At 68.8% G+C, this 16379-nt stretch carries 17 protein-coding genes; 7 read left to right on the forward strand and 10 right to left on the reverse strand.

Features of this window, described 5'->3' with window-relative positions; genetic code table 11:
- Window positions 1-68: 68 nt before the first annotated feature.
- The 6 genes from BDO18943_RS09090 to pyk all read right to left on the reverse strand — a co-directional run bounded on the left by BDO18943_RS09090 (window position 69) and on the right by pyk (window position 6838).
- On the reverse strand, window positions 69-1097 hold the full coding sequence (locus BDO18943_RS09090) for an L-threonylcarbamoyladenylate synthase (protein WP_175022034.1): 1029 nt from the start codon (window positions 1095-1097) through the stop codon (window positions 69-71).
- Window positions 1098-1108: 11 nt separating this feature from the next.
- Complete coding sequence (locus BDO18943_RS09095; RefSeq protein WP_043190230.1) at window positions 1109-2305, reverse strand: 5-(carboxyamino)imidazole ribonucleotide synthase; 1197 nt, start codon at window positions 2303-2305, stop codon at window positions 1109-1111.
- An 80-nt stretch (window positions 2306-2385) separates the two neighbouring features.
- Window positions 2386-2907: a 5-(carboxyamino)imidazole ribonucleotide mutase gene (gene purE / locus BDO18943_RS09100; RefSeq protein WP_043190233.1), complete on the reverse strand. Its 522-nt coding sequence runs from the start codon at window positions 2905-2907 to the stop codon at window positions 2386-2388.
- 16 nt (window positions 2908-2923) lie between these two features.
- Window positions 2924-3814 carry a phosphoribosylaminoimidazolesuccinocarboxamide synthase gene (locus BDO18943_RS09105; protein ID WP_175022035.1) on the reverse strand — a complete coding sequence of 297 codons (891 nt, stop codon included), beginning with the start codon at window positions 3812-3814 and terminating at the stop codon, window positions 2924-2926.
- Between the two features lie 221 nt (window positions 3815-4035).
- The gene (gene fba, locus BDO18943_RS09110; RefSeq protein WP_011353066.1) at window positions 4036-5100 is read right to left on the reverse strand and encodes a class II fructose-bisphosphate aldolase; all 1065 of its coding nucleotides are present in this window, start codon (window positions 5098-5100) and stop codon (window positions 4036-4038) included.
- Between the two features lie 301 nt (window positions 5101-5401).
- Complete coding sequence (gene pyk / locus BDO18943_RS09115; RefSeq protein WP_043190263.1) at window positions 5402-6838, reverse strand: pyruvate kinase; 1437 nt, start codon at window positions 6836-6838, stop codon at window positions 5402-5404.
- Between pyk and BDO18943_RS42955 the strand changes: the two genes are divergently transcribed.
- Window positions 6837-6965 carry a hypothetical protein gene (locus BDO18943_RS42955; protein WP_260865387.1) on the forward strand — a complete coding sequence of 43 codons (129 nt, stop codon included), beginning with the start codon at window positions 6837-6839 and terminating at the stop codon, window positions 6963-6965. The genes pyk and BDO18943_RS42955 overlap by 2 nt on opposite strands.
- A 157-nt stretch (window positions 6966-7122) precedes the next feature.
- Here the strand turns inward: BDO18943_RS42955 and BDO18943_RS09120 are convergent, their stop codons facing one another.
- The 3 genes from BDO18943_RS09120 to BDO18943_RS09130 form a co-directional block, all read right to left on the reverse strand.
- A complete protein-coding gene (locus BDO18943_RS09120; RefSeq protein ID WP_011353068.1) occupies window positions 7123-8319 on the reverse strand; it encodes a phosphoglycerate kinase in 1197 nt (398 codons plus the stop codon).
- 280 nt (window positions 8320-8599) lie between these two features.
- Window positions 8600-8923, reverse strand: a complete 324-nt coding sequence (locus tag BDO18943_RS09125) for an AzlD domain-containing protein (RefSeq protein WP_043190239.1) — start codon at window positions 8921-8923, stop codon at window positions 8600-8602.
- Window positions 8920-9675, reverse strand: a complete 756-nt coding sequence (locus tag BDO18943_RS09130; protein WP_043190241.1) for an AzlC family ABC transporter permease — start codon at window positions 9673-9675, stop codon at window positions 8920-8922. Before BDO18943_RS09130 ends, BDO18943_RS09125 begins: the two co-directional genes overlap by 4 nt.
- A gap of 206 nt (window positions 9676-9881) precedes the next feature.
- Between BDO18943_RS09130 and BDO18943_RS09135 the strand changes: the two genes are divergently transcribed.
- The 6 genes from BDO18943_RS09135 (at window position 9882) to BDO18943_RS09160 (ending at window position 14442) form a co-directional block, all read left to right on the forward strand.
- Window positions 9882-10805, forward strand: a complete 924-nt coding sequence (locus BDO18943_RS09135; RefSeq protein ID WP_089451211.1) for a branched-chain amino acid transaminase — start codon at window positions 9882-9884, stop codon at window positions 10803-10805.
- A gap of 50 nt (window positions 10806-10855) precedes the next feature.
- Entirely contained in the window at window positions 10856-11050 is a 195-nt protein-coding gene (locus BDO18943_RS09140; protein ID WP_009694969.1) for a zinc-finger domain-containing protein, read from the forward strand.
- Between the two features lie 140 nt (window positions 11051-11190).
- Window positions 11191-12228, forward strand: a complete 1038-nt coding sequence (gene waaF, locus BDO18943_RS09145) for a lipopolysaccharide heptosyltransferase II (RefSeq protein ID WP_043190244.1) — start codon at window positions 11191-11193, stop codon at window positions 12226-12228.
- 115 nt (window positions 12229-12343) lie between these two features.
- Window positions 12344-12790, forward strand: a complete 447-nt coding sequence (locus BDO18943_RS09150) for a nuclear transport factor 2 family protein (RefSeq protein ID WP_006749968.1) — start codon at window positions 12344-12346, stop codon at window positions 12788-12790.
- A gap of 34 nt (window positions 12791-12824) precedes the next feature.
- Window positions 12825-13862, forward strand: coding sequence for a hydrolase (locus BDO18943_RS09155; RefSeq protein ID WP_043190246.1), 1038 nt, complete (start codon window positions 12825-12827; stop codon window positions 13860-13862).
- On the forward strand, window positions 13855-14442 hold the full coding sequence (locus BDO18943_RS09160) for a DUF2946 family protein (protein WP_175022036.1): 588 nt from the start codon (window positions 13855-13857) through the stop codon (window positions 14440-14442). Before BDO18943_RS09155 ends, BDO18943_RS09160 begins: the two co-directional genes overlap by 8 nt.
- A 39-nt stretch (window positions 14443-14481) precedes the next feature.
- Here the strand turns inward: BDO18943_RS09160 and BDO18943_RS09165 are convergent, their stop codons facing one another.
- Window positions 14482-16176, reverse strand: coding sequence for a M48 family metalloprotease (locus tag BDO18943_RS09165; protein ID WP_175022037.1), 1695 nt, complete (start codon window positions 16174-16176; stop codon window positions 14482-14484).
- Between the last annotated feature and the right edge of the window lie 203 nt (window positions 16177-16379).

Consider the following 16379-nt stretch of genomic DNA (forward strand, 5'->3'; position numbering starts at 1 on the left):
CCGGTCGGGCGTTTTTTCATGCGCGGGGCAATCGGCGCGGCGACGGTCGCATCAGCCGCGCCCCTTCGTCATTCGGTCGCTTCGAACGCCGCGGCCGCACGGCCGAGCCGGTCGTTGACCGCGATCCATTCGACGGTCTCGGGCAGCTTCTCGACGAGAATCCGCGCGACCTGCGCGCGGTCGAGCGCACGCAGCATCCCGTACAGCTCACGCGCATACGCGGACGGATCTTCCGGCGCCGCGACGAAATGCACGCCGTCGGCCTGCGCCCAGCGTCCCGCGCGCGATGCGCGTGCAACGAGCGCGACGCGTTCGCCGCCGGTCTGCGCGGCCGCGAGCAACGGCTCGAGCGCATCGAACGGCAGCAGCGCGAGCGGCGTGCGCGGCGCGTAATGCGCTTTCAGCGTGCCCGACGCACGCGGTGCGGTCGCATCGCTGCCGTCCGGCAGCCGCGGCGCGCGACCGAGCACGTCGGCGATCTGCTGCGGCGTCACGTGGCCCGGACGCAGCAGCGCCGGGAAGCCGCGCGACAGGTCGAGAATCGTCGACTCGATACCGACTTCCGATGCGCCGCCGTCGAGCACGTGCACGGTGTCGCCGAATTCGTCGCGCACGTGCTGCGCGGTGGTCGGGCTCACATGGCCGAACCGGTTCGCGGACGGCGCGGCCACGCCGCCATGTCCGCCGCGCCGCGCGCTGAACGCGGCCAGCAGCGCCTGCGCAACCGGATGCGACGGGCAGCGCAGCCCGACCGAATCCTGCCCGCCGCTCACGGCGTCCGGAATGCGCGCATGGCGCTTCAGGATCAGCGTCAGCGGGCCCGGCCAGAACGCATCGATCAACGCCTGCGCGTCGGCCGGCAGCGCGTCGGCCCAGTAGCCGGGATCGCCGCCCGGCGGCAGGTGCACGATCACCGGATGGTTCGCGGGCCGCCCTTTCGCCGCATAGATGCGCGCGACGGCCTCGGGATTCGCCGCGTCGCCGCCGAGCCCGTAGACGGTTTCGGTCGGAAAGGCGACGAGCTGGCCCGCGTCGAGCAGCGCGGCGGCCGCGTCGATCTGCGCGGCCGTCACGGAGTTCGGGAGATCGATGGACATCGGCTGGCGCCTCAGTCGAGCGGCACGCGCAGCAGCTGCGCGCACGCGGTGGCCGCGGCAACGGCTTCGTCGCGCGTTTCGGCCGTGAAGTTCACATGGCCCATCTTGCGGCCGACGCGTGCGTCTTCCTTGCCGTACAGGTGCAGGTGCGCGGCCGGCATCGCCGCGACCGTGTCCCACGGCGGCGTGACGGCATCGGCCGCCGCACCGTTCGGGAACCACACGTCGCCGAGGATGTTCAGCATCGCGGCCGGCGAATGCTGGCGCGGGTTGCCGAGCGGCATGCGCGTCATCGCGCGCACCTGCTGCTCGAACTGGCTCGTGGCGCACGCGTCGACCGTGTAGTGGCCGGAGTTGTGCGGGCGCGGCGCCATTTCGTTCGCGACGAACGAGCCGTCTTCCAGCACGAAGAATTCGACGCACAGCACGCCGACGTAGCCGAGCGTATCGGCGATCCGCACGGCCGCCTGCTGCGCCTCTTCGACGCGCGCGGCATCGGCCGCCGGCGCCGGAACGACCGTCAGCGCGAGAATGCCGTTGTGATGCACGTTCTGCGCGAGCGGGAACGCGGCCGAGCGGCCGTCCGCGCCGCGCGCGATCAGCGCCGACACTTCGTATTTCAGCGGCAGGCGCTTCTCGAGCACGCACGGCACGCCGTTCAGCGCCGCATGCGCGTCGCGCGCTTCCTGCGCGGTACTCACGCGCACCTGGCCCTTGCCGTCGTAGCCGAGGCGCGCCGTCTTCAGGATGCCCGGCAGCACCGCGTCGAGCGCGGCATCGTCGAGCGCGGCGAGCGCGGCCGACGATTCGATCACGACGTGCGGTGCAACGGGCACGCCCGACGCTTCGATGAAGCGCTTCTCCGCGATCCGGTCCTGCGCGACCGCGACGCAGCGGCCGGCCGGCGCGACGAAGGTCGTGCGCGCGAGGCAATCGAGGCTCGCGGCCGGCACGTTCTCGAACTCCGTCGAAACAGCCTCGCACAGGTCGGCCAGTTCGGCGAGCGCGGCTTCGTCGTCATACGCGGCGCGCAGGTGGCGGTCGGCGACCGCGCCGGCAGGGCTCGTCGGATCGGGATCGAGCACGGCGACGCGATAGCCCATCGACTGGGCGGCAAAGCAGAACATGCGGCCGAGCTGGCCACCGCCGACCATGCCCAGCCACGCGCCGGGCAGGATCGGGGAAACGGAATCAGGAGTTGCGGTCATGTCAGTGGTCGGTCGCGGCGGGCGCTGCCCGCCGCAGTGGGGAGGTCAGGCAGCCACGACGCGCGGCCGCCGGTGCGCCGTCATTCCAGCGGCGGCAGCACCATCGCGTGCGCGGCTTCGTTCTGGCGCACGCGGAACGCGGCGAGCCGGTTCGCGAAATCGACCGAATTGCCGGACAGGATCGACACCGCGAACAGCGCGGCATTCGCGGCGCCGGCCTCGCCGATCGCGAACGTCGCGACCGGCACGCCTTTCGGCATCTGCACGATCGAGTGCAGCGAATCGACACCCTTCAGGTACTTGCTCGCGACCGGCACGCCGAGCACCGGCACCGTGGTTTTCGCGGCCAGCATGCCGGGCAGGTGCGCGGCGCCGCCGGCGCCCGCGATGATCGCGCGCAGCCCGCGCTCACGCGCTTTCTCCGCATAGTCGAACATCTCGTCGGGCATCCGGTGCGCGGACACGACCTTCGCTTCGTACGGCACGCCGAATTCCTGCAGGATGGCAACTGCATGCTTCATCACGTCCCAGTCGGAACTCGAACCCATCAGCACGCCGACGAGCGGCGCGCTGTGCGTGTGGGCAGTCTGGACTTCACTCATGTGTTCTGTTCCCCGCTCAGACGAGCGCCTGGCCCGTGATGCGCTCGAGCGCTTCCTGATACTTCGCGGCCGTCTTCTCGACGACGTCGGCCGGCAGCGCCGGCGCCGGCGCCGTCTTGCCCCACGGCTGCGCCTCGAGCCAGTCGCGCACGAACTGCTTGTCGAACGACGGCGGGTTCGTGCCGACCTGGTACTGGTCGGCCGGCCAGAAGCGCGACGAATCGGCCGTCAGCGCTTCGTCCATCAGGTACAGCTTGCCGTGGTTGTCGAGGCCGAATTCGAACTTCGTGTCGGCGATGATGATGCCGCGCGTCGCCGCGTAGTCGGCCGCTTCCTTGTACAGCTTGATCGAGATGTCGCGGATCGTCGCGGCCAGCTCGGTGCCGATGCGGCGCTCGGTTTCCTCGAACGTGATGTTCTCGTCGTGCTCGCCCATCTCGGCCTTCGCGGCCGGCGTGAAGATCGGCTCGGGCAGCTTCTGCGCGTTCTGCAGGCCTTCCGGCAGCTGCACGCCGCACACGGCGCCCGACGCCTGGTATTCCTTCCAGCCGCTGCCGGCCAGGTAGCCGCGCACGACCGCTTCGATCATGATCGGCTCGAGTCGCTTGACGACCACGCCGCGGCCCTTGACCTGCTCGACCTCGTCGGCCGCGACGACCGCTTCCGGCGCGTCGCCCGTCAGGTGGTTCGGCACGATGTGCGCGAGCTTGTCGAACCAGAAGTTCGCCATCTGGTTCAGCACGCGGCCCTTGTTCGGAATCGGCTCGCCCATCACCACGTCGAATGCCGACAGGCGGTCGGTCGTGACGATCAGGAGCTTGTCGTTGCCGACCGCGTAGTTATCGCGGACCTTGCCGCGACCGAGGAGCGGCAGCGAGCGGAGCGTGGATTCGTAGAGGGTAGACATCGTCTTTTCGCAGATAAGGAGCCAAACAAAAAGGGAAACGCCGTTCCCCGCGGCAGGCGGGAACGGCGGTCTTGCAATACGTCGGCGAACCGGCCGGGCGACAGCGCCCGGGCGATTGCCGGCCGGCCCTCGTTCGGCCGGACGGAACGGCTGCGGGGCCGGATCAGATCCGGCCGGACAGCCTTGCCGTTGCCTTTCGGCGCGGCAATCGTACTACAGTCTTAGCGCACGACCTGTGCGAGCGCACCGGACTTGTACTGCTCGGCGATCTTGTCGAGCGACACCGGCTTGATCTTGCCGGCCTGGCCTTCGCAGCCGAACGCGAGGTAGCGGTCGACGCACACCTGCTTCGCCGCTTCGCGCGCGGGCTTCAGGTAGTCGCGCGGATCGAACTTGCCCGGGTTCTCGAACAGGTAGCGGCGGATCGCACCGGTGATCGCGAGACGCAGGTCGGTGTCGATGTTGATCTTGCGCACGCCGTGCTTGATGCCTTCCTGGATTTCCTCGACCGGCACGCCGTAGGTTTCCTTCATGTCGCCGCCGAATTCGCGGATCTCGGCCAGCAGTTCCTGCGGCACCGACGACGAACCGTGCATCACGAGGTGGGTGTTCGGGATGCGCGCGTGGATTTCCTTGATGCGCTGGATCGACAGGATGTCGCCCGTCGGCTTCTTCGAGAACTTGTACGCGCCGTGCGACGTACCGATCGCGATCGCGAGTGCATCGCACTGCGTGAGCTTCACGAAGTCGGCGGCCTGCTCCGGATCGGTCAGCAACTGCTCGCGGGTCATCGTGCCTTCCGCGCCGTGGCCGTCTTCCTTGTCGCCCTTCATCGTCTCGAGCGAGCCGAGCACGCCGAGTTCGGCTTCGACCGTCACGCCGATCGAGTGCGCCATCTCGACGACCTTGCGCGACACGTCGACGTTGTATTCATACGACGCGACCGTCTTGCCGTCGGCTTCGAGCGAACCGTCCATCATCACGCTGGTGAAGCCGCTGCGGATCGCGGCCATGCAGACCGCCGGCGACTGGCCGTGATCCTGGTGCATCACGACCGGGATGTGCGGATACGACTCGACCGCTGCTTCGATCAGGTGGCGCAGGAACGGCTCGCCCGCATACTTACGCGCGCCGGCCGATGCCTGCATGATCACGGGTGCGCCGACCTGGTCCGCCGCCGCCATGATCGCCTGGACCTGCTCCAGGTTGTTCACGTTGAAGGCCGGCAGGCCGTAACCGTGCTCTGCCGCGTGGTCCAGCAATTGACGCATTGATACGAGAGGCATTGTGGAACTCCTTGGAATGAAAACCGGTGCGCCCTGACGCCGGCGCGGCGCTCGCTCCCGTTCGAACCCGGGGTGGCGCGGCGCGGCTGAGCGTCGAATAGCCGCATTTTATCGCGAAGCGCCTCCGATTCCGACCGCCCGGTGGCGCCCACTCGCAATTTGTTACGTTCGCACGGCACAAAGCGGGCAAAAAAGAAAAAAAACCGCGCGGGGCATGCGACCCCGCGCGGCTTTCGTCAAAAATCGGGGCCCGATTGCCTCGGCCGCCGGTTTTTGGGCCGGGCAGCTGCCCGGCCGGTGCTCAATAGTGCTCGCCGACCCGCACGATCTTCAGCGTGTTGGTGCCGCCCGCCTGCCCCATCGGCTCGCCGACGGTCAGCACGACCATGTCGCCGTGCTGCACGTAGCCCTGCTTGACGACGATTTCGAGCGCCGCCTGCAGCGCCGAATCGCGGTCGCTGTTGAAGTCGACGTGCAGCGGCGTCACGTTGCGGTACAGCGCCATCGTGCGCTCGCTGCCGACGCGCGGCGTCAGCGCGAAGATCGGCACGTGCGTGTAGTGGCGCGACATCCACAGCGCGGTCGCGCCCGATTCGGTCAGCGCGACGATCGCCTTCGCACCCAGGTGGTACGCGGTGAACAGCGCGCCCATCGCGATCGACTGGTCGATCCGCGTGAACGTGCGATCGAGGAAATCCTTGTCCAGCTCGACGTGTTCCGACTTTTCCGCCTCGACGCACACGGCCGCCATCGTTTCGATCGTGACGACCGGATACTTGCCGGCGGCCGTCTCGGCCGACAGCATCACCGCGTCGGTGCCGTCGAGCACCGCGTTCGCGACGTCCGACACTTCCGCGCGCGTCGGCACCGGCGCGTGGATCATCGATTCCATCATCTGCGTCGCGGTGATCACGAGCTTGTTCGACTCGCGCGCCATCCGGATCATGCGCTTCTGCAGCGCCGGCACGGCCGCGTTGCCCACTTCCACCGCGAGGTCGCCGCGCGCGACCATGATGCCGTCGGACGCGTCGAGAATGCTCTGCAGCGCCGGAATCGCTTCCGCGCGCTCGATCTTCGCGATCATCTTCGGCTTGATGCCGTACGGCGCGCCCGCGATGTTCGCGAGCTGGCGCGCCATTTCCATGTCGGTCGCGTTCTTCGGGAACGACACGGCCACCAGGTCCGCGCCGAGCGACATCGCGGTGCGGATGTCTTCCATGTCCTTCGCGGTCAGCGCGGGCGCCGACAGGCCGCCGCCCTGGCGGTTGATGCCCTTGTTGTTCGACAGCTCGCCGCCCACCTTGACGATCGTGTGGATCTCGTCGCCGAGCACGCGCTCGACGGTCAGCACGATCAGGCCGTCGTTCAGCAGCAGCAGGTCGCCCGTGCGCAGGTCACGCGGCAGTTCCTTGTAGTCGAGCCCGACGCGCTCGTCGTTGCCCATCTCGCAGCCCGCGTCGAGGATGAAGGACTGGCCCGGCTCGAGCGTCGTCTTGCCGTTCTCGAACTTGCCGACGCGAATCTTCGGGCCCTGGAGGTCGGCCATGATCGCGATCTCGCGGCCGACCCTGCGGGCGGCCTCGCGCACCATCTCGGCGCGCTGGCGGTGATCGTCGGCCGTGCCGTGCGAAAAATTGAGCCGCACGACGTCGAGGCCCGCCTGCATCATCTGCAGCAGAATCTCCGGCGAACTGGAAGCCGGGCCGATCGTGGCGACTATCTTGGTGGCGCGCTGCATGAAACTCCTCATCTGGATCAAGGTGGATGCGCTGGGTGAAACGCTGCGAGAGCCGGAAACGGCGGGCCCAGCGGCGGCCGTTCCGGGGGGCGTGCCGGTGCTTGCGCCCGGCATCGCTTTGTTCTGAATCTCGTGGTGCTGCTCGGCCGCGTCGCCGGCGGCCGCCGGTGCGCGCGGGGCGGTGTTCGCCCGCGCGGGCGCGCGTTTGCGCTTGCCCGCGCCGGCCGGCTGCTCCGCTTTCGCGGAGCGCGCGGCCTTCGTCACCCCTGCGCGCGCCGCCACGCTCAGGCCGCCCGCGTTTCCAGCACTTCCACTGCCGGCAGCTTCTTCCCCTCGAGGAACTCGAGGAAGGCACCGCCGCCCGTCGAGATGTAGCTGACCTGGTCATGGATGCCGTACTTCGCGATGGCCGCGAGCGTGTCGCCGCCGCCCGCGATCGAGAACGCGGACGATTTGGCGATCGCTTCCGCGAGCGTCTTGGTGCCGTTGCCGAACTGGTCGAACTCGAACACGCCGACCGGGCCGTTCCACACGATCGTGCCGGCCTTCTCGAGCTGGCTCGCGAGCGCCTTGGCGGTATCCGGGCCGATGTCGAGGATCATGTCGTCCGCTTCGATGTCGGCGACCTGCTTCACCGTGGCCACGGCCGTCGGCGAGAATTCCTTGGCCGTCACGACGTCGGTCGGGATCGGCACCGATGCGCCGCGCTCGCGCGCTTCGTCGATGATCGCCTTCGCCTCGTTGACGAGGTCGGCTTCCGCGAGCGACTTGCCGATCGACAGGCCGGCCGCGAGCATGAACGTGTTCGCGATGCCGCCGCCGACGATCAGCTGGTCGACCTTGCCGGCCAGCGACTTCAGGATCGTGAGCTTGGTCGACACCTTCGAGCCGGCGACGATCGCCACCAGCGGGCGGGCCGGGTTGCCGAGCGCCTTGCCGAGCGCGTCGAGTTCGGCGGCCAGCAGCGGGCCCGCGCACGCGACCGGCGCGTACTTCGCGATCCCGTGGGTGGTCGCTTCCGCGCGGTGCGCGGTGCCGAACGCGTCGTTCACGTACACGTCGCAGAGCTTCGCCATCTTTTGAGCGAGCTCGTCCGAATTCTTCTTCTCGCCCTTGTTCACGCGGCAGTTCTCGAGCAGCACGACCTGGCCCGGCGCGACGTTCACGCCGTTCTCGACCCAGTTCGAGACGAGCGGCACGTCGCGGCCGAGCAGCTCGGCGAGGCGCTTCGCGACCGGCGCGAGCGAATCTTCCGGCTTGAATTCGCCCTCGGTCGGGCGGCCGAGGTGCGACGTGACCATCACGGCCGCGCCGGCGTCGAGCGCGGCCTGGATGGCCGGCACGGACGCGCGCACGCGCGTGTCTTCGGTGATGTTGCCCTGGTCGTCCTGCGGGACGTTCAGGTCGGCGCGGATGAATACCCGCTTGCCGGCGAGCTGGCCGGCGGCGATCAGGTCGGTAAGACGCTTGACTTGGCTCATGTTGAACAGATTGAAGTAGTGGATGGGGAAAGGGGGTTCACGCTGGACGTGCGCGGGCTGCCGCGAAAGGGCGCCGGATGCGGCCGTGGCTGGCGGTTCGCATGACGCGCACGGGTAAAAAATCTCGAACGGGCATTCTAGCCGATCCACCCGGCAGACTGCCCCGCGGGCGGCGAATTCCGCCTATTTGGGATCGCGCGCGGGAACGGACACATTGCCGCAACGCAGCAATGCATCCGCGCGAGCGGCCGGTGCCCGGCGGGCCTGCCCGGGCGGCTCATCAGAAGATCAGGCGCAGTACAGTGAACACGAGCATCCCGACGACGATCGTGCCGAGCATGCTGCGCCGCCACAAGAACCAGCCGAGGCCGGCGAGCGCCGCGTAGAACGGATGGTTGGACAGCGCGAACGACAGCCCGGCCGGCGTTTCGAGCACGTCGGGCAGCACGACGGCGACTAGCGCCGCCGCCGGCGCGTAGCGCATCGCGCGCTGCGCGCGCTCGGGCAGCACGGTGCGCTCGCCGCCGATCAGGAATAACGCGCGCGTGACCGCCGTGACGATCGTCATCCCGATGATGACGATCCAGATGTCGGTCGCGCTCATTCGATTTCCTTGTCATGCACGGTTTCGGTGCGGATGCGCCGCCAGTCGGCCCGCTCGACGAAGAAGTCGGCCATGCTGCCGGCCGCGAGCGCGGCGAGCACCGCGAGCGGCAGCGCGAGCCGGTACGGCAGGTCGAACGCGACGAGCGACACGACGCCGGCCACCGCGACGGCCGCGAGCGTCGAGCGGTTCGCGACCGCCGACACCATGATCGGGATCAGCGCGAGCGTGCCGGCCAGCTCCAGCCCCCAGCTCGCGGGAAAGAAGCTCGCGAGCAGGATGCCGGCGAGCGACGACACCTGCCACGACGCCCAGCTCGCGAGCGCCATCCCCCAGAAGTACGCTTCCTTGCCCGGCACGTAGCCGTTCGCGAAGCCCTGCTTCTGGAACAGCAGGTAGATCACGTCGCCGTTGAAATAGCCGATTGCGAGGCGCCGCCACAGCGGCAGGTAGGAGAAATGGGGGGCGAGCCCGGCGCTGAAGATCACGAAGCGCGTGTTGACCATCGCGGCCGTGAGCAGGATGGTCCAGATCGGCAGCTTCGCGGCGAGCAGCGGCAGCACCGCGAGCTGCGACGAGCCCGCGTAGACCAGCAGCGACATCGCGCTCGCCTGCCCGAGCGTCATCACCGACTTGCTCATCGCGATGCCCGTGACGAGCCCCCACGAGAAAATCGCCATCAACGTCGGGGAATAGTCGCGTGCGCCCTGGATCAGCGCGAAGCGGTCGGTGGCGGACAATCGAGCGAGCATGGGAAACGGGCCGCAGCGGGCGGTTCGTCGGGGCGGCGGCGCCTCCTGCCGGCACGGCCCGTCATTATTGGAATCGGTACCGGGCGATTATAGCGCCGGCCCTGCGCCGGCCGACCGGGTCGACGCCAAATGACGCTAAAATAAGCGTCTTTCCGGCTCAACGCTGCACATAACCCGCTGCACCTCACTGCTTCCAGGAGAATCCTATGTCAATGGCCGACCGCGACGGCAAGATCTGGAAGGACGGCAAGCTGATCGACTGGCGCGATGCCACGATCCACGTCCTGACCCACACGCTGCACTACGGCATGGGCGTCTTCGAAGGCGTGCGCGCATACAAGACGGCCGACGGCAGCACCGCGATCTTCCGCCTGCGCGAGCACACGAAACGTCTGCTGAATTCGGCGAAGATCTTCCAGATGGACGTGCCGTTCGACCAGGAAACGCTCGAAGCCGCACAACTCGAAGTCGTGCGCGAGAACAAGCTCGAGTCGTGCTACCTGCGCCCGATCATCTGGGTCGGTTCGGAAAAGCTCGGTGTGTCGGCCAAGGGCAACACGATCCACGTCGCGATCGCCGCGTGGCCGTGGGGCGCATACCTCGGCGAGGACGGGCTCGCGAAGGGCATCCGCGTGAAGACGTCGTCGTTCACGCGCCACCACGTGAACGTGTCGATGGTGCGCGCGAAGGCGTCGGGCTGGTACGTGAACTCGATCCTCGCGAACCAGGAAGCAACCGCCGACGGCTACGACGAGGCACTGCTGCTCGACGTCGACGGCTACGTGTCGGAAGGCTCCGGCGAGAACTTCTTCCTCGTGAACAACGGCAAGCTGTACACGCCCGATCTCGCGTCGTGCCTGGACGGCATCACCCGCGACACGATCATCACGCTCGCGCGCGACGCCGGCATCGAGGTGATCGAGAAACGCATCACGCGCGACGAGGTCTACACGGCAGACGAAGCGTTCTTCACCGGTACGGCCGCCGAAGTCACGCCGATCCGCGAGCTCGACAACCGCACGATCGGCAGCGGCGCGCGCGGCCCGATCACCGAAAAGCTCCAGTCGGCGTTTTTCGATATCGTGTCGGGCAAGAACGCGAAGTACGCGCACTGGCTGACGAAGGTCTGAGCGCGCCGCGCCACCGACCGCCCCACAAAAGAGTGATAAGAGAAAGTCTCATGAGTGAAATCAAGGAAATGCCGCTGGTCGAGCTGACGGCCAAGGATCTTCCCGCGTACTGCCCGAACCCGGCCATGACACGCTGGAGCGCGCACCCGCGCGTCTTCATCGACGTCTCGCACGGCGAGGCGCGCTGCCCGTACTGCGGCACGCGCTACAAGCTGCGCGACGGCGAGGTCGTCAAGGGCCACTGAGCCCCGGCGGCCGGGCTTGCAGGCCCGCCGACCCGCAAGGCGGCGCAGCCGGATCCCCGGCGCGCCGCCCTTCTCCATTCTGGCAACCCGAACGCGGCGCCTGAGCGCCGTGCTTCATTACGACATCGGAAGTCGACCTGATGCGTCGAGCGCTGGTTATCGCACCGAACTGGATCGGTGACGCATTGATGGCGCAGCCGCTTTTTGCGCTGCTGAAGAAAAACCATCCCCGCATCGCAATCGATGCCGTCGCGCCCTCGTGGGTCGCGCCCGTGCTCGAGCGGATGCCGGAGATCCACGATGTCTACGCGACCGATCTCGCGCACGGCAAGCTGCAGATGCTGCGCCGCTGGCAACTCGCGAGCGACCTGCGCGACGTCGGCTACGACGCGGCGTACGTGCTGCCGAATTCGCTGAAATCCGCGGTGATCCCGTGGCTCGCGAACATCCCGCTGCGGGTCGGCTACACGGGCGAGCACCGCTACGGGCTGCTGAACGTGCGGCACGCGAACCCCGACAAGTCGGGCGAGCGGCCGCCGATGACGGCCCACTACGCGGCGCTCGCATACGCGCCGGGCGCGAAGCTGCCCGAGTCGATGAAGACGCTGCCGCCGCCGCGCCTCGACGCCGACCTGAACGAGACGGCGCGCGTGTCCGCGCGCTTCAATCTCGACACGCGCAAGCCGCTCGTCGTGTTCTGCCCCGGTGCGGAATACGGCCCGGCCAAGCGCTGGCCGCCGGAGCACTTCGCGTCGCTCGCCAACATCGTCCACCAGTCGTTCCCGTACACGCAGATCGTCGCGCTCGGCTCGCAGAAGGATGCGGCGGCCGCGCAGGCCATCGCCGACCACGCGCCGAACGTGCGCAACCTGTGCGGGCAGACGTCGCTGTCGGAAGCGTGCGCGCTGATCGCGCGCGCGAACGCGGTCGTCACCAACGATTCGGGGCTGATGCACGTGGCGGCCGCGCTACGCCGGCCGCTCGTCGCGCTGTACGGATCGACCGATCCGCGCCACACCCCTCCGCTGTCGGATCTGGCGAAGGTACAATGGCTTCATCTCGAATGCAGTCCCTGCTTCGAACGCGAGTGCCCGCTCGGCCACCTGAAGTGCCTGCGCGAACTCGGTCCCGAGCAGGTATTCGGCGATTTGCGCGGCATGCTCGTCGGGCAACGCTGACCCTGGCCGGCAGCGTCGCACGACGCGCCGGGCAATCCGATTCACCGGTGTACGGCGGCTCCATCCGGGCCGCCGTGCTGAATACGGCGCGCGACGCGCGCGAGAGATAACCCCGATGCCACGTTTTGCCCGCCTCTTCGAAGCCGCCGCCGATACGCTGAACGCCTACTACCAGGCCGTCGCCGATGCCAATCTCGACGCGCTGCTGGGATTGTGGATCGACGAGGATTTCGCCAGCTGCGTATGGGCGGACGGCGAGCATCTGCACGGCCTCGACCAGATCCGCAGCGGGCTCGCCAACCGGCTCGCCACGCGCCCCGTGACGATCGAGCCGCTCGACATCCGCGTGTACGACAGCCTCGGCACGGTCGTCTATACGATCGCCGAAGCGCATCAGCAGGCCGACCTGACGGCCGAACCCGACATGGTTTTCGCCACGTACGTGATGATTCACGAACGCGGCGAGTGGCGCATCGCGCATATTCACGCGAGCCCGATTCCTGAACAAGCGGCCGGACAATTCGCCGCGAAGATCCGTCACGGGCAGGGTCCGCTGCACTGACGAAAAGACGAAGCAACGCATACGCGGGGCGATCATGAGTACGGCTTCTCCGCCCACCTCGCCGCTGACCGGGGCCCCGGCCCCCGACGACGACACACTGCGCTATCGCGCACCACGCTGGCTGCCCAACAGCCATGCGCAAACCATCGTGCCCGCGCTGTTCGCGCGACGCCCCGTCGTCGCTTACCGACGAGAGCGATGGGAAACCCCCGACCACGATTTCATCGATCTCGACTGGGTCGCGCATCTCGACAGCGCGGCGCCGGCGCCCGATGCGCCGCTGTTCGTGCTGTTCCACGGCCTCGAAGGCAGCTCCGGCTCGCACTACGCGCTCGCGATGATGGCCGCCGCGCGTGCGAAGGGCTGGCACGCCGTCGTGCCGCACTTCCGCAGTTGCAGCGGCGAGATCAACCGCCAGCCGCGCTTCTACCATCTCGCTGACAGCGCCGAAGTCGACTGGATCCTGCGCCGGCTCGCCGCGCAGCATCGCGGGCCGCTGGTCGCGGCCGGCGTGTCGCTCGGCGGCAACGTGCTGTTGCGCTGGCTCGGCGAGCATCGCAGCGACACGTCGATCCTGCGAGCGGCCGCCGCGATCTCGACGCCGATCGACGTGCACGCCGGCGGGCGCGCGTTGTCGCAAGGCTTTGCGATGATCTACACGCGCAGCTTCCTGAAGACGCTCAAGCGCAAGGCGCTCGCGAAGCTCGACCAGTATCCGGGGCTGTTCGACCGCGAAGCGATGCTGCAGGCCGTGACGATGCGCGACTTCGACGAGATCGTGACCGCGCCGCTGCACGGTTTCGCGGATGCGGACGACTACTGGACCAAGGCGACGACACGGCCGCTGCTGCCCGCGATCGACGTACCGACGCTGCTCCTCAACGCCCGCAACGACCCGTTCCTGCCTGAATCGGCGCTGCCCGGCCCGGCCGACGTATCGCCGGCCGTCGAACTCGACCAGCCCGCGGCCGGCGGGCACGCGGGATTCATGACCGGGCCGTTCCCCGGCCGCCTCGACTGGCTGTCGGCGCGGGTGTTCGGCTATTGCTCCAAATTCGTCGACCATGGATGACATCGTCCGGCAGGCCCTCGCCAAATGGCCGAACGTGCCGCACTGTACCGGCTGGCTGCTGCTCGACCGGCGCGGCGAATGGCGGCTGCGCGACGACGCGGCGCAGGCGGCCGGCGAGCTCGGCTCGCCGATCCGCCATGCGGCGCTGAACGCGTTCATTGGCCGCAACTACGAATGCGATGCGCAAGGCCAGTGGTTCTTCCAGAACGGGCCGCAGCGCGTGTACGTCGAGCTCGCCTATACGCCGTGGGTCGTCCGGCTCGCCGAGCGCGACGGGCAGCTCACGCTCGCCGACCAGACCGGCACGCCGTTCGAACCGGACGAGGCCTGGCTCGACGACGCGGGTGGCGTACTGTTTCGCGCGGCCGGTACGCCGCCGCGCATCGCGGCGCTGCACGATCATGATCTCGGGCTGTTCGCCGATCACGCGGATTTCGATACCGCGCCGCCCGTGCTGCGCTGGCGCGACAGCCGCACGCTGCCGCTCGGCAGCATTGTCTGCGCGGACGTCCCCGCCCGGTTCGGCTACGTCGCAAGCCCGGCGCAACAGGCACGCGGCGAGGCCGGCGCAAGTACCTGACCCGCGGCGGCTTCGCCCGCGTTTGCCGCGTCGCGGCCGCTACCCGCGGCCGTTCTTCTCGTCCTCGCGCTCTTCCTTGTAGCGCGCCTCGAATTCCAGCAGCCGCGCGCCGATCATCGACTGCTCGTAGAACGACACGTCCTTCGCGTCGCGCGCATCCTTCAGCTGGCGAATCGCCGACGGCCATGCGCCGTCGAGCGCGAGCTTCTCCGCTAGCGCGCGGCGCCGCGCCAGCACGTCGCCCTTGCCATCGCTCGCCTTCGCGAGATAGTCCCACCAGTCCGGCTGCTCGGGGTCGGCATTTGCCTGCGCGCGTGCCTGCGCCTGCGCTTCGGCGAAACGGCGCGCGGCGATCAATGCCTGAAGATGCACGACGATCGCGGCGTGCGACGCCGGCCAGCGCCGCTGCGCGAGCGCAGCAAGCCGCACCGCGTCGTCGGCGCGCCCCGCGCGGCGCGCGATGTCGGCGGCCAGCACGTCGAGGCTCGGCGAACCCGTCGCCGGATCGCCCTCGCGCCGCTCGCGCGCGTCGAACGCGGTGCGTGCCGACGCGAGCGCCTTGCCGGCCGCGTCATACTCGCCGAGCTGCGCGTTCGCGAGTGCGATGCCGTACCAGTTCGCCGCGACGTTCGGCGCCGTGCGATCGTCGATCTCGAACTGCATCCGGCGCGCCTCGGCCGCGATGTCGGTCGGCGCGCGGTTCTGCAGGACCCGCAGCCGCGCACGCACGAACCCGTATTCGGGCGACTGGCGCGGCTGCCGGTACGGCGCGCGACGCGCGCGATCCTCCATGTCGGCGATCCGCTCGCCGGTCAGCGGGTGCGTGCGCGCATACGCCGGCACGCCCGCATCGCCCATCGACGCGCGGTCGAGCCGCTCGAAGAAGCCCGGCATCCCGTACGGGTCGTAGCCCGCGCCCGCAAGCAACTGGAAGCCGACGCGATCGGCCTCGCGCTCGGCCGAACGCGAGAAGCGCAGCTGGTTGTCCACCGCATACGCCTGCCCGCCCACCGCGATCGCGCTGCCGAGGTCGCCGCTTCTCGCGAGCACGCCGGCCAGCACGCCGAGCAGCATCGTCGCGAGCGCCGTATAGCCGGTCTTCTCGCTCGCACCGATCATCCGCGCGATGTGCCGTTGCAGCACGTGCCCCATCTCGTGGCCGACCACCGACGCAAGCTCCGACTCCGTCTGCGTCGTGACGACGAGCCCGCTGTTGATTCCGATGAAGCCGCCCGGCATCGAGAACGCGTTGATCTGCGGATCGCGCACCGGGAACAGGTCGAAGTCCGGCGTGTAGCCGCCGATGAAGCGCGCGGCCGCGGCGGCCGCGAGCCGCGCCGCCATCGCGTTCAGGTAGTCGCGCACGAGCCAGTCGTCGAGATAGTCGGGATCGCGCCGCACTTCGCGCATCACACGCTCGCCGAGCCGGCGCTCGGCCTGCGGCGTCAGCGACCCGCCGGAGCCGTCGCCGAGATCGGGCAGTTCGAGCGCGCGAAGCGGCGCGCGCAGGCTCGCGGCCGGCGCCGATGTGCCGCCCGTGTCCGAAAACCGGCTCTCCGCGCCGCCGTACGTACCGAACACGCCGGGCGCGATGCCGGAGGGCACGGTGGAAATCGACCGGGCGCCGTCGGCCGCCGATTCGAGCGGCGGCGCGGACGCGCGCTGCGCATGGCCGCTCGGCGGCAACGCGAGCACCGCCGACAGCGACACGGCAAGCAACTGTTTGACACGCATGGCAGGATGAAAACGACGCCGTCCCGCGCGCCGGGCGCGCATCGCGGCGTTTGGTCTGAATATTCGGGTCATTGTACCGGCGGCAGCGTGACTGTCCCGTGCGGCATGGGTGCCATCTGCGCACCCGGCGCCGCGAATGCCACTGCTATGATAGGCGCCCGTTGAAACGTTGGATCGACTCGCGGCGCAGAGACGAGATTCGA

Source organism: Burkholderia aenigmatica (assembly GCF_902499175.1).
GTDB classification, from domain to species: Bacteria; Pseudomonadota; Gammaproteobacteria; order Burkholderiales; family Burkholderiaceae; genus Burkholderia; species Burkholderia aenigmatica.

Excerpts from the sequence above, each read along its gene's own strand:
- BDO18943_RS09155 (WP_043190246.1), top strand. The coding sequence starts at position 12,825 with ATGAGTACGGCTTCTCCGCCCACCTCGCCGCTGACCGGGGCCCCGGCC.
- BDO18943_RS09140 (WP_009694969.1), top strand. The coding sequence starts at position 10,856 with ATGAGTGAAATCAAGGAAATGCCGCTGGTCGAGCTGACGGCCAAGGAT.
- BDO18943_RS42955 (WP_260865387.1), top strand. The coding sequence starts at position 6,837 with ATGAAACTCCTCATCTGGATCAAGGTGGATGCGCTGGGTGAAACGCTG.
- BDO18943_RS09150 (WP_006749968.1), top strand. The coding sequence starts at position 12,344 with ATGCCACGTTTTGCCCGCCTCTTCGAAGCCGCCGCCGATACGCTGAAC.
- BDO18943_RS09120 (WP_011353068.1), bottom strand. The coding sequence starts at position 8,319 with ATGAGCCAAGTCAAGCGTCTTACCGACCTGATCGCCGCCGGCCAGCTC.
- BDO18943_RS09135 (WP_089451211.1), top strand. The coding sequence starts at position 9,882 with ATGTCAATGGCCGACCGCGACGGCAAGATCTGGAAGGACGGCAAGCTG.
- purE (WP_043190233.1), bottom strand. The coding sequence starts at position 2,907 with ATGAGTGAAGTCCAGACTGCCCACACGCACAGCGCGCCGCTCGTCGGC.
- BDO18943_RS09130 (WP_043190241.1), bottom strand. The coding sequence starts at position 9,675 with ATGCTCGCTCGATTGTCCGCCACCGACCGCTTCGCGCTGATCCAGGGC.
- BDO18943_RS09165 (WP_175022037.1), bottom strand. The coding sequence starts at position 16,176 with ATGCGTGTCAAACAGTTGCTTGCCGTGTCGCTGTCGGCGGTGCTCGCG.
- waaF (WP_043190244.1), top strand. The coding sequence starts at position 11,191 with ATGCGTCGAGCGCTGGTTATCGCACCGAACTGGATCGGTGACGCATTG.
- pyk (WP_043190263.1), bottom strand. The coding sequence starts at position 6,838 with ATGCAGCGCGCCACCAAGATAGTCGCCACGATCGGCCCGGCTTCCAGT.
- BDO18943_RS09160 (WP_175022036.1), top strand. The coding sequence starts at position 13,855 with ATGGATGACATCGTCCGGCAGGCCCTCGCCAAATGGCCGAACGTGCCG.
- BDO18943_RS09125 (WP_043190239.1), bottom strand. The coding sequence starts at position 8,923 with ATGAGCGCGACCGACATCTGGATCGTCATCATCGGGATGACGATCGTC.
- BDO18943_RS09095 (WP_043190230.1), bottom strand. The coding sequence starts at position 2,305 with ATGACCGCAACTCCTGATTCCGTTTCCCCGATCCTGCCCGGCGCGTGG.
- BDO18943_RS09090 (WP_175022034.1), bottom strand. The coding sequence starts at position 1,097 with ATGTCCATCGATCTCCCGAACTCCGTGACGGCCGCGCAGATCGACGCG.
- BDO18943_RS09105 (WP_175022035.1), bottom strand. The coding sequence starts at position 3,814 with ATGTCTACCCTCTACGAATCCACGCTCCGCTCGCTGCCGCTCCTCGGT.
- fba (WP_011353066.1), bottom strand. The coding sequence starts at position 5,100 with ATGCCTCTCGTATCAATGCGTCAATTGCTGGACCACGCGGCAGAGCAC.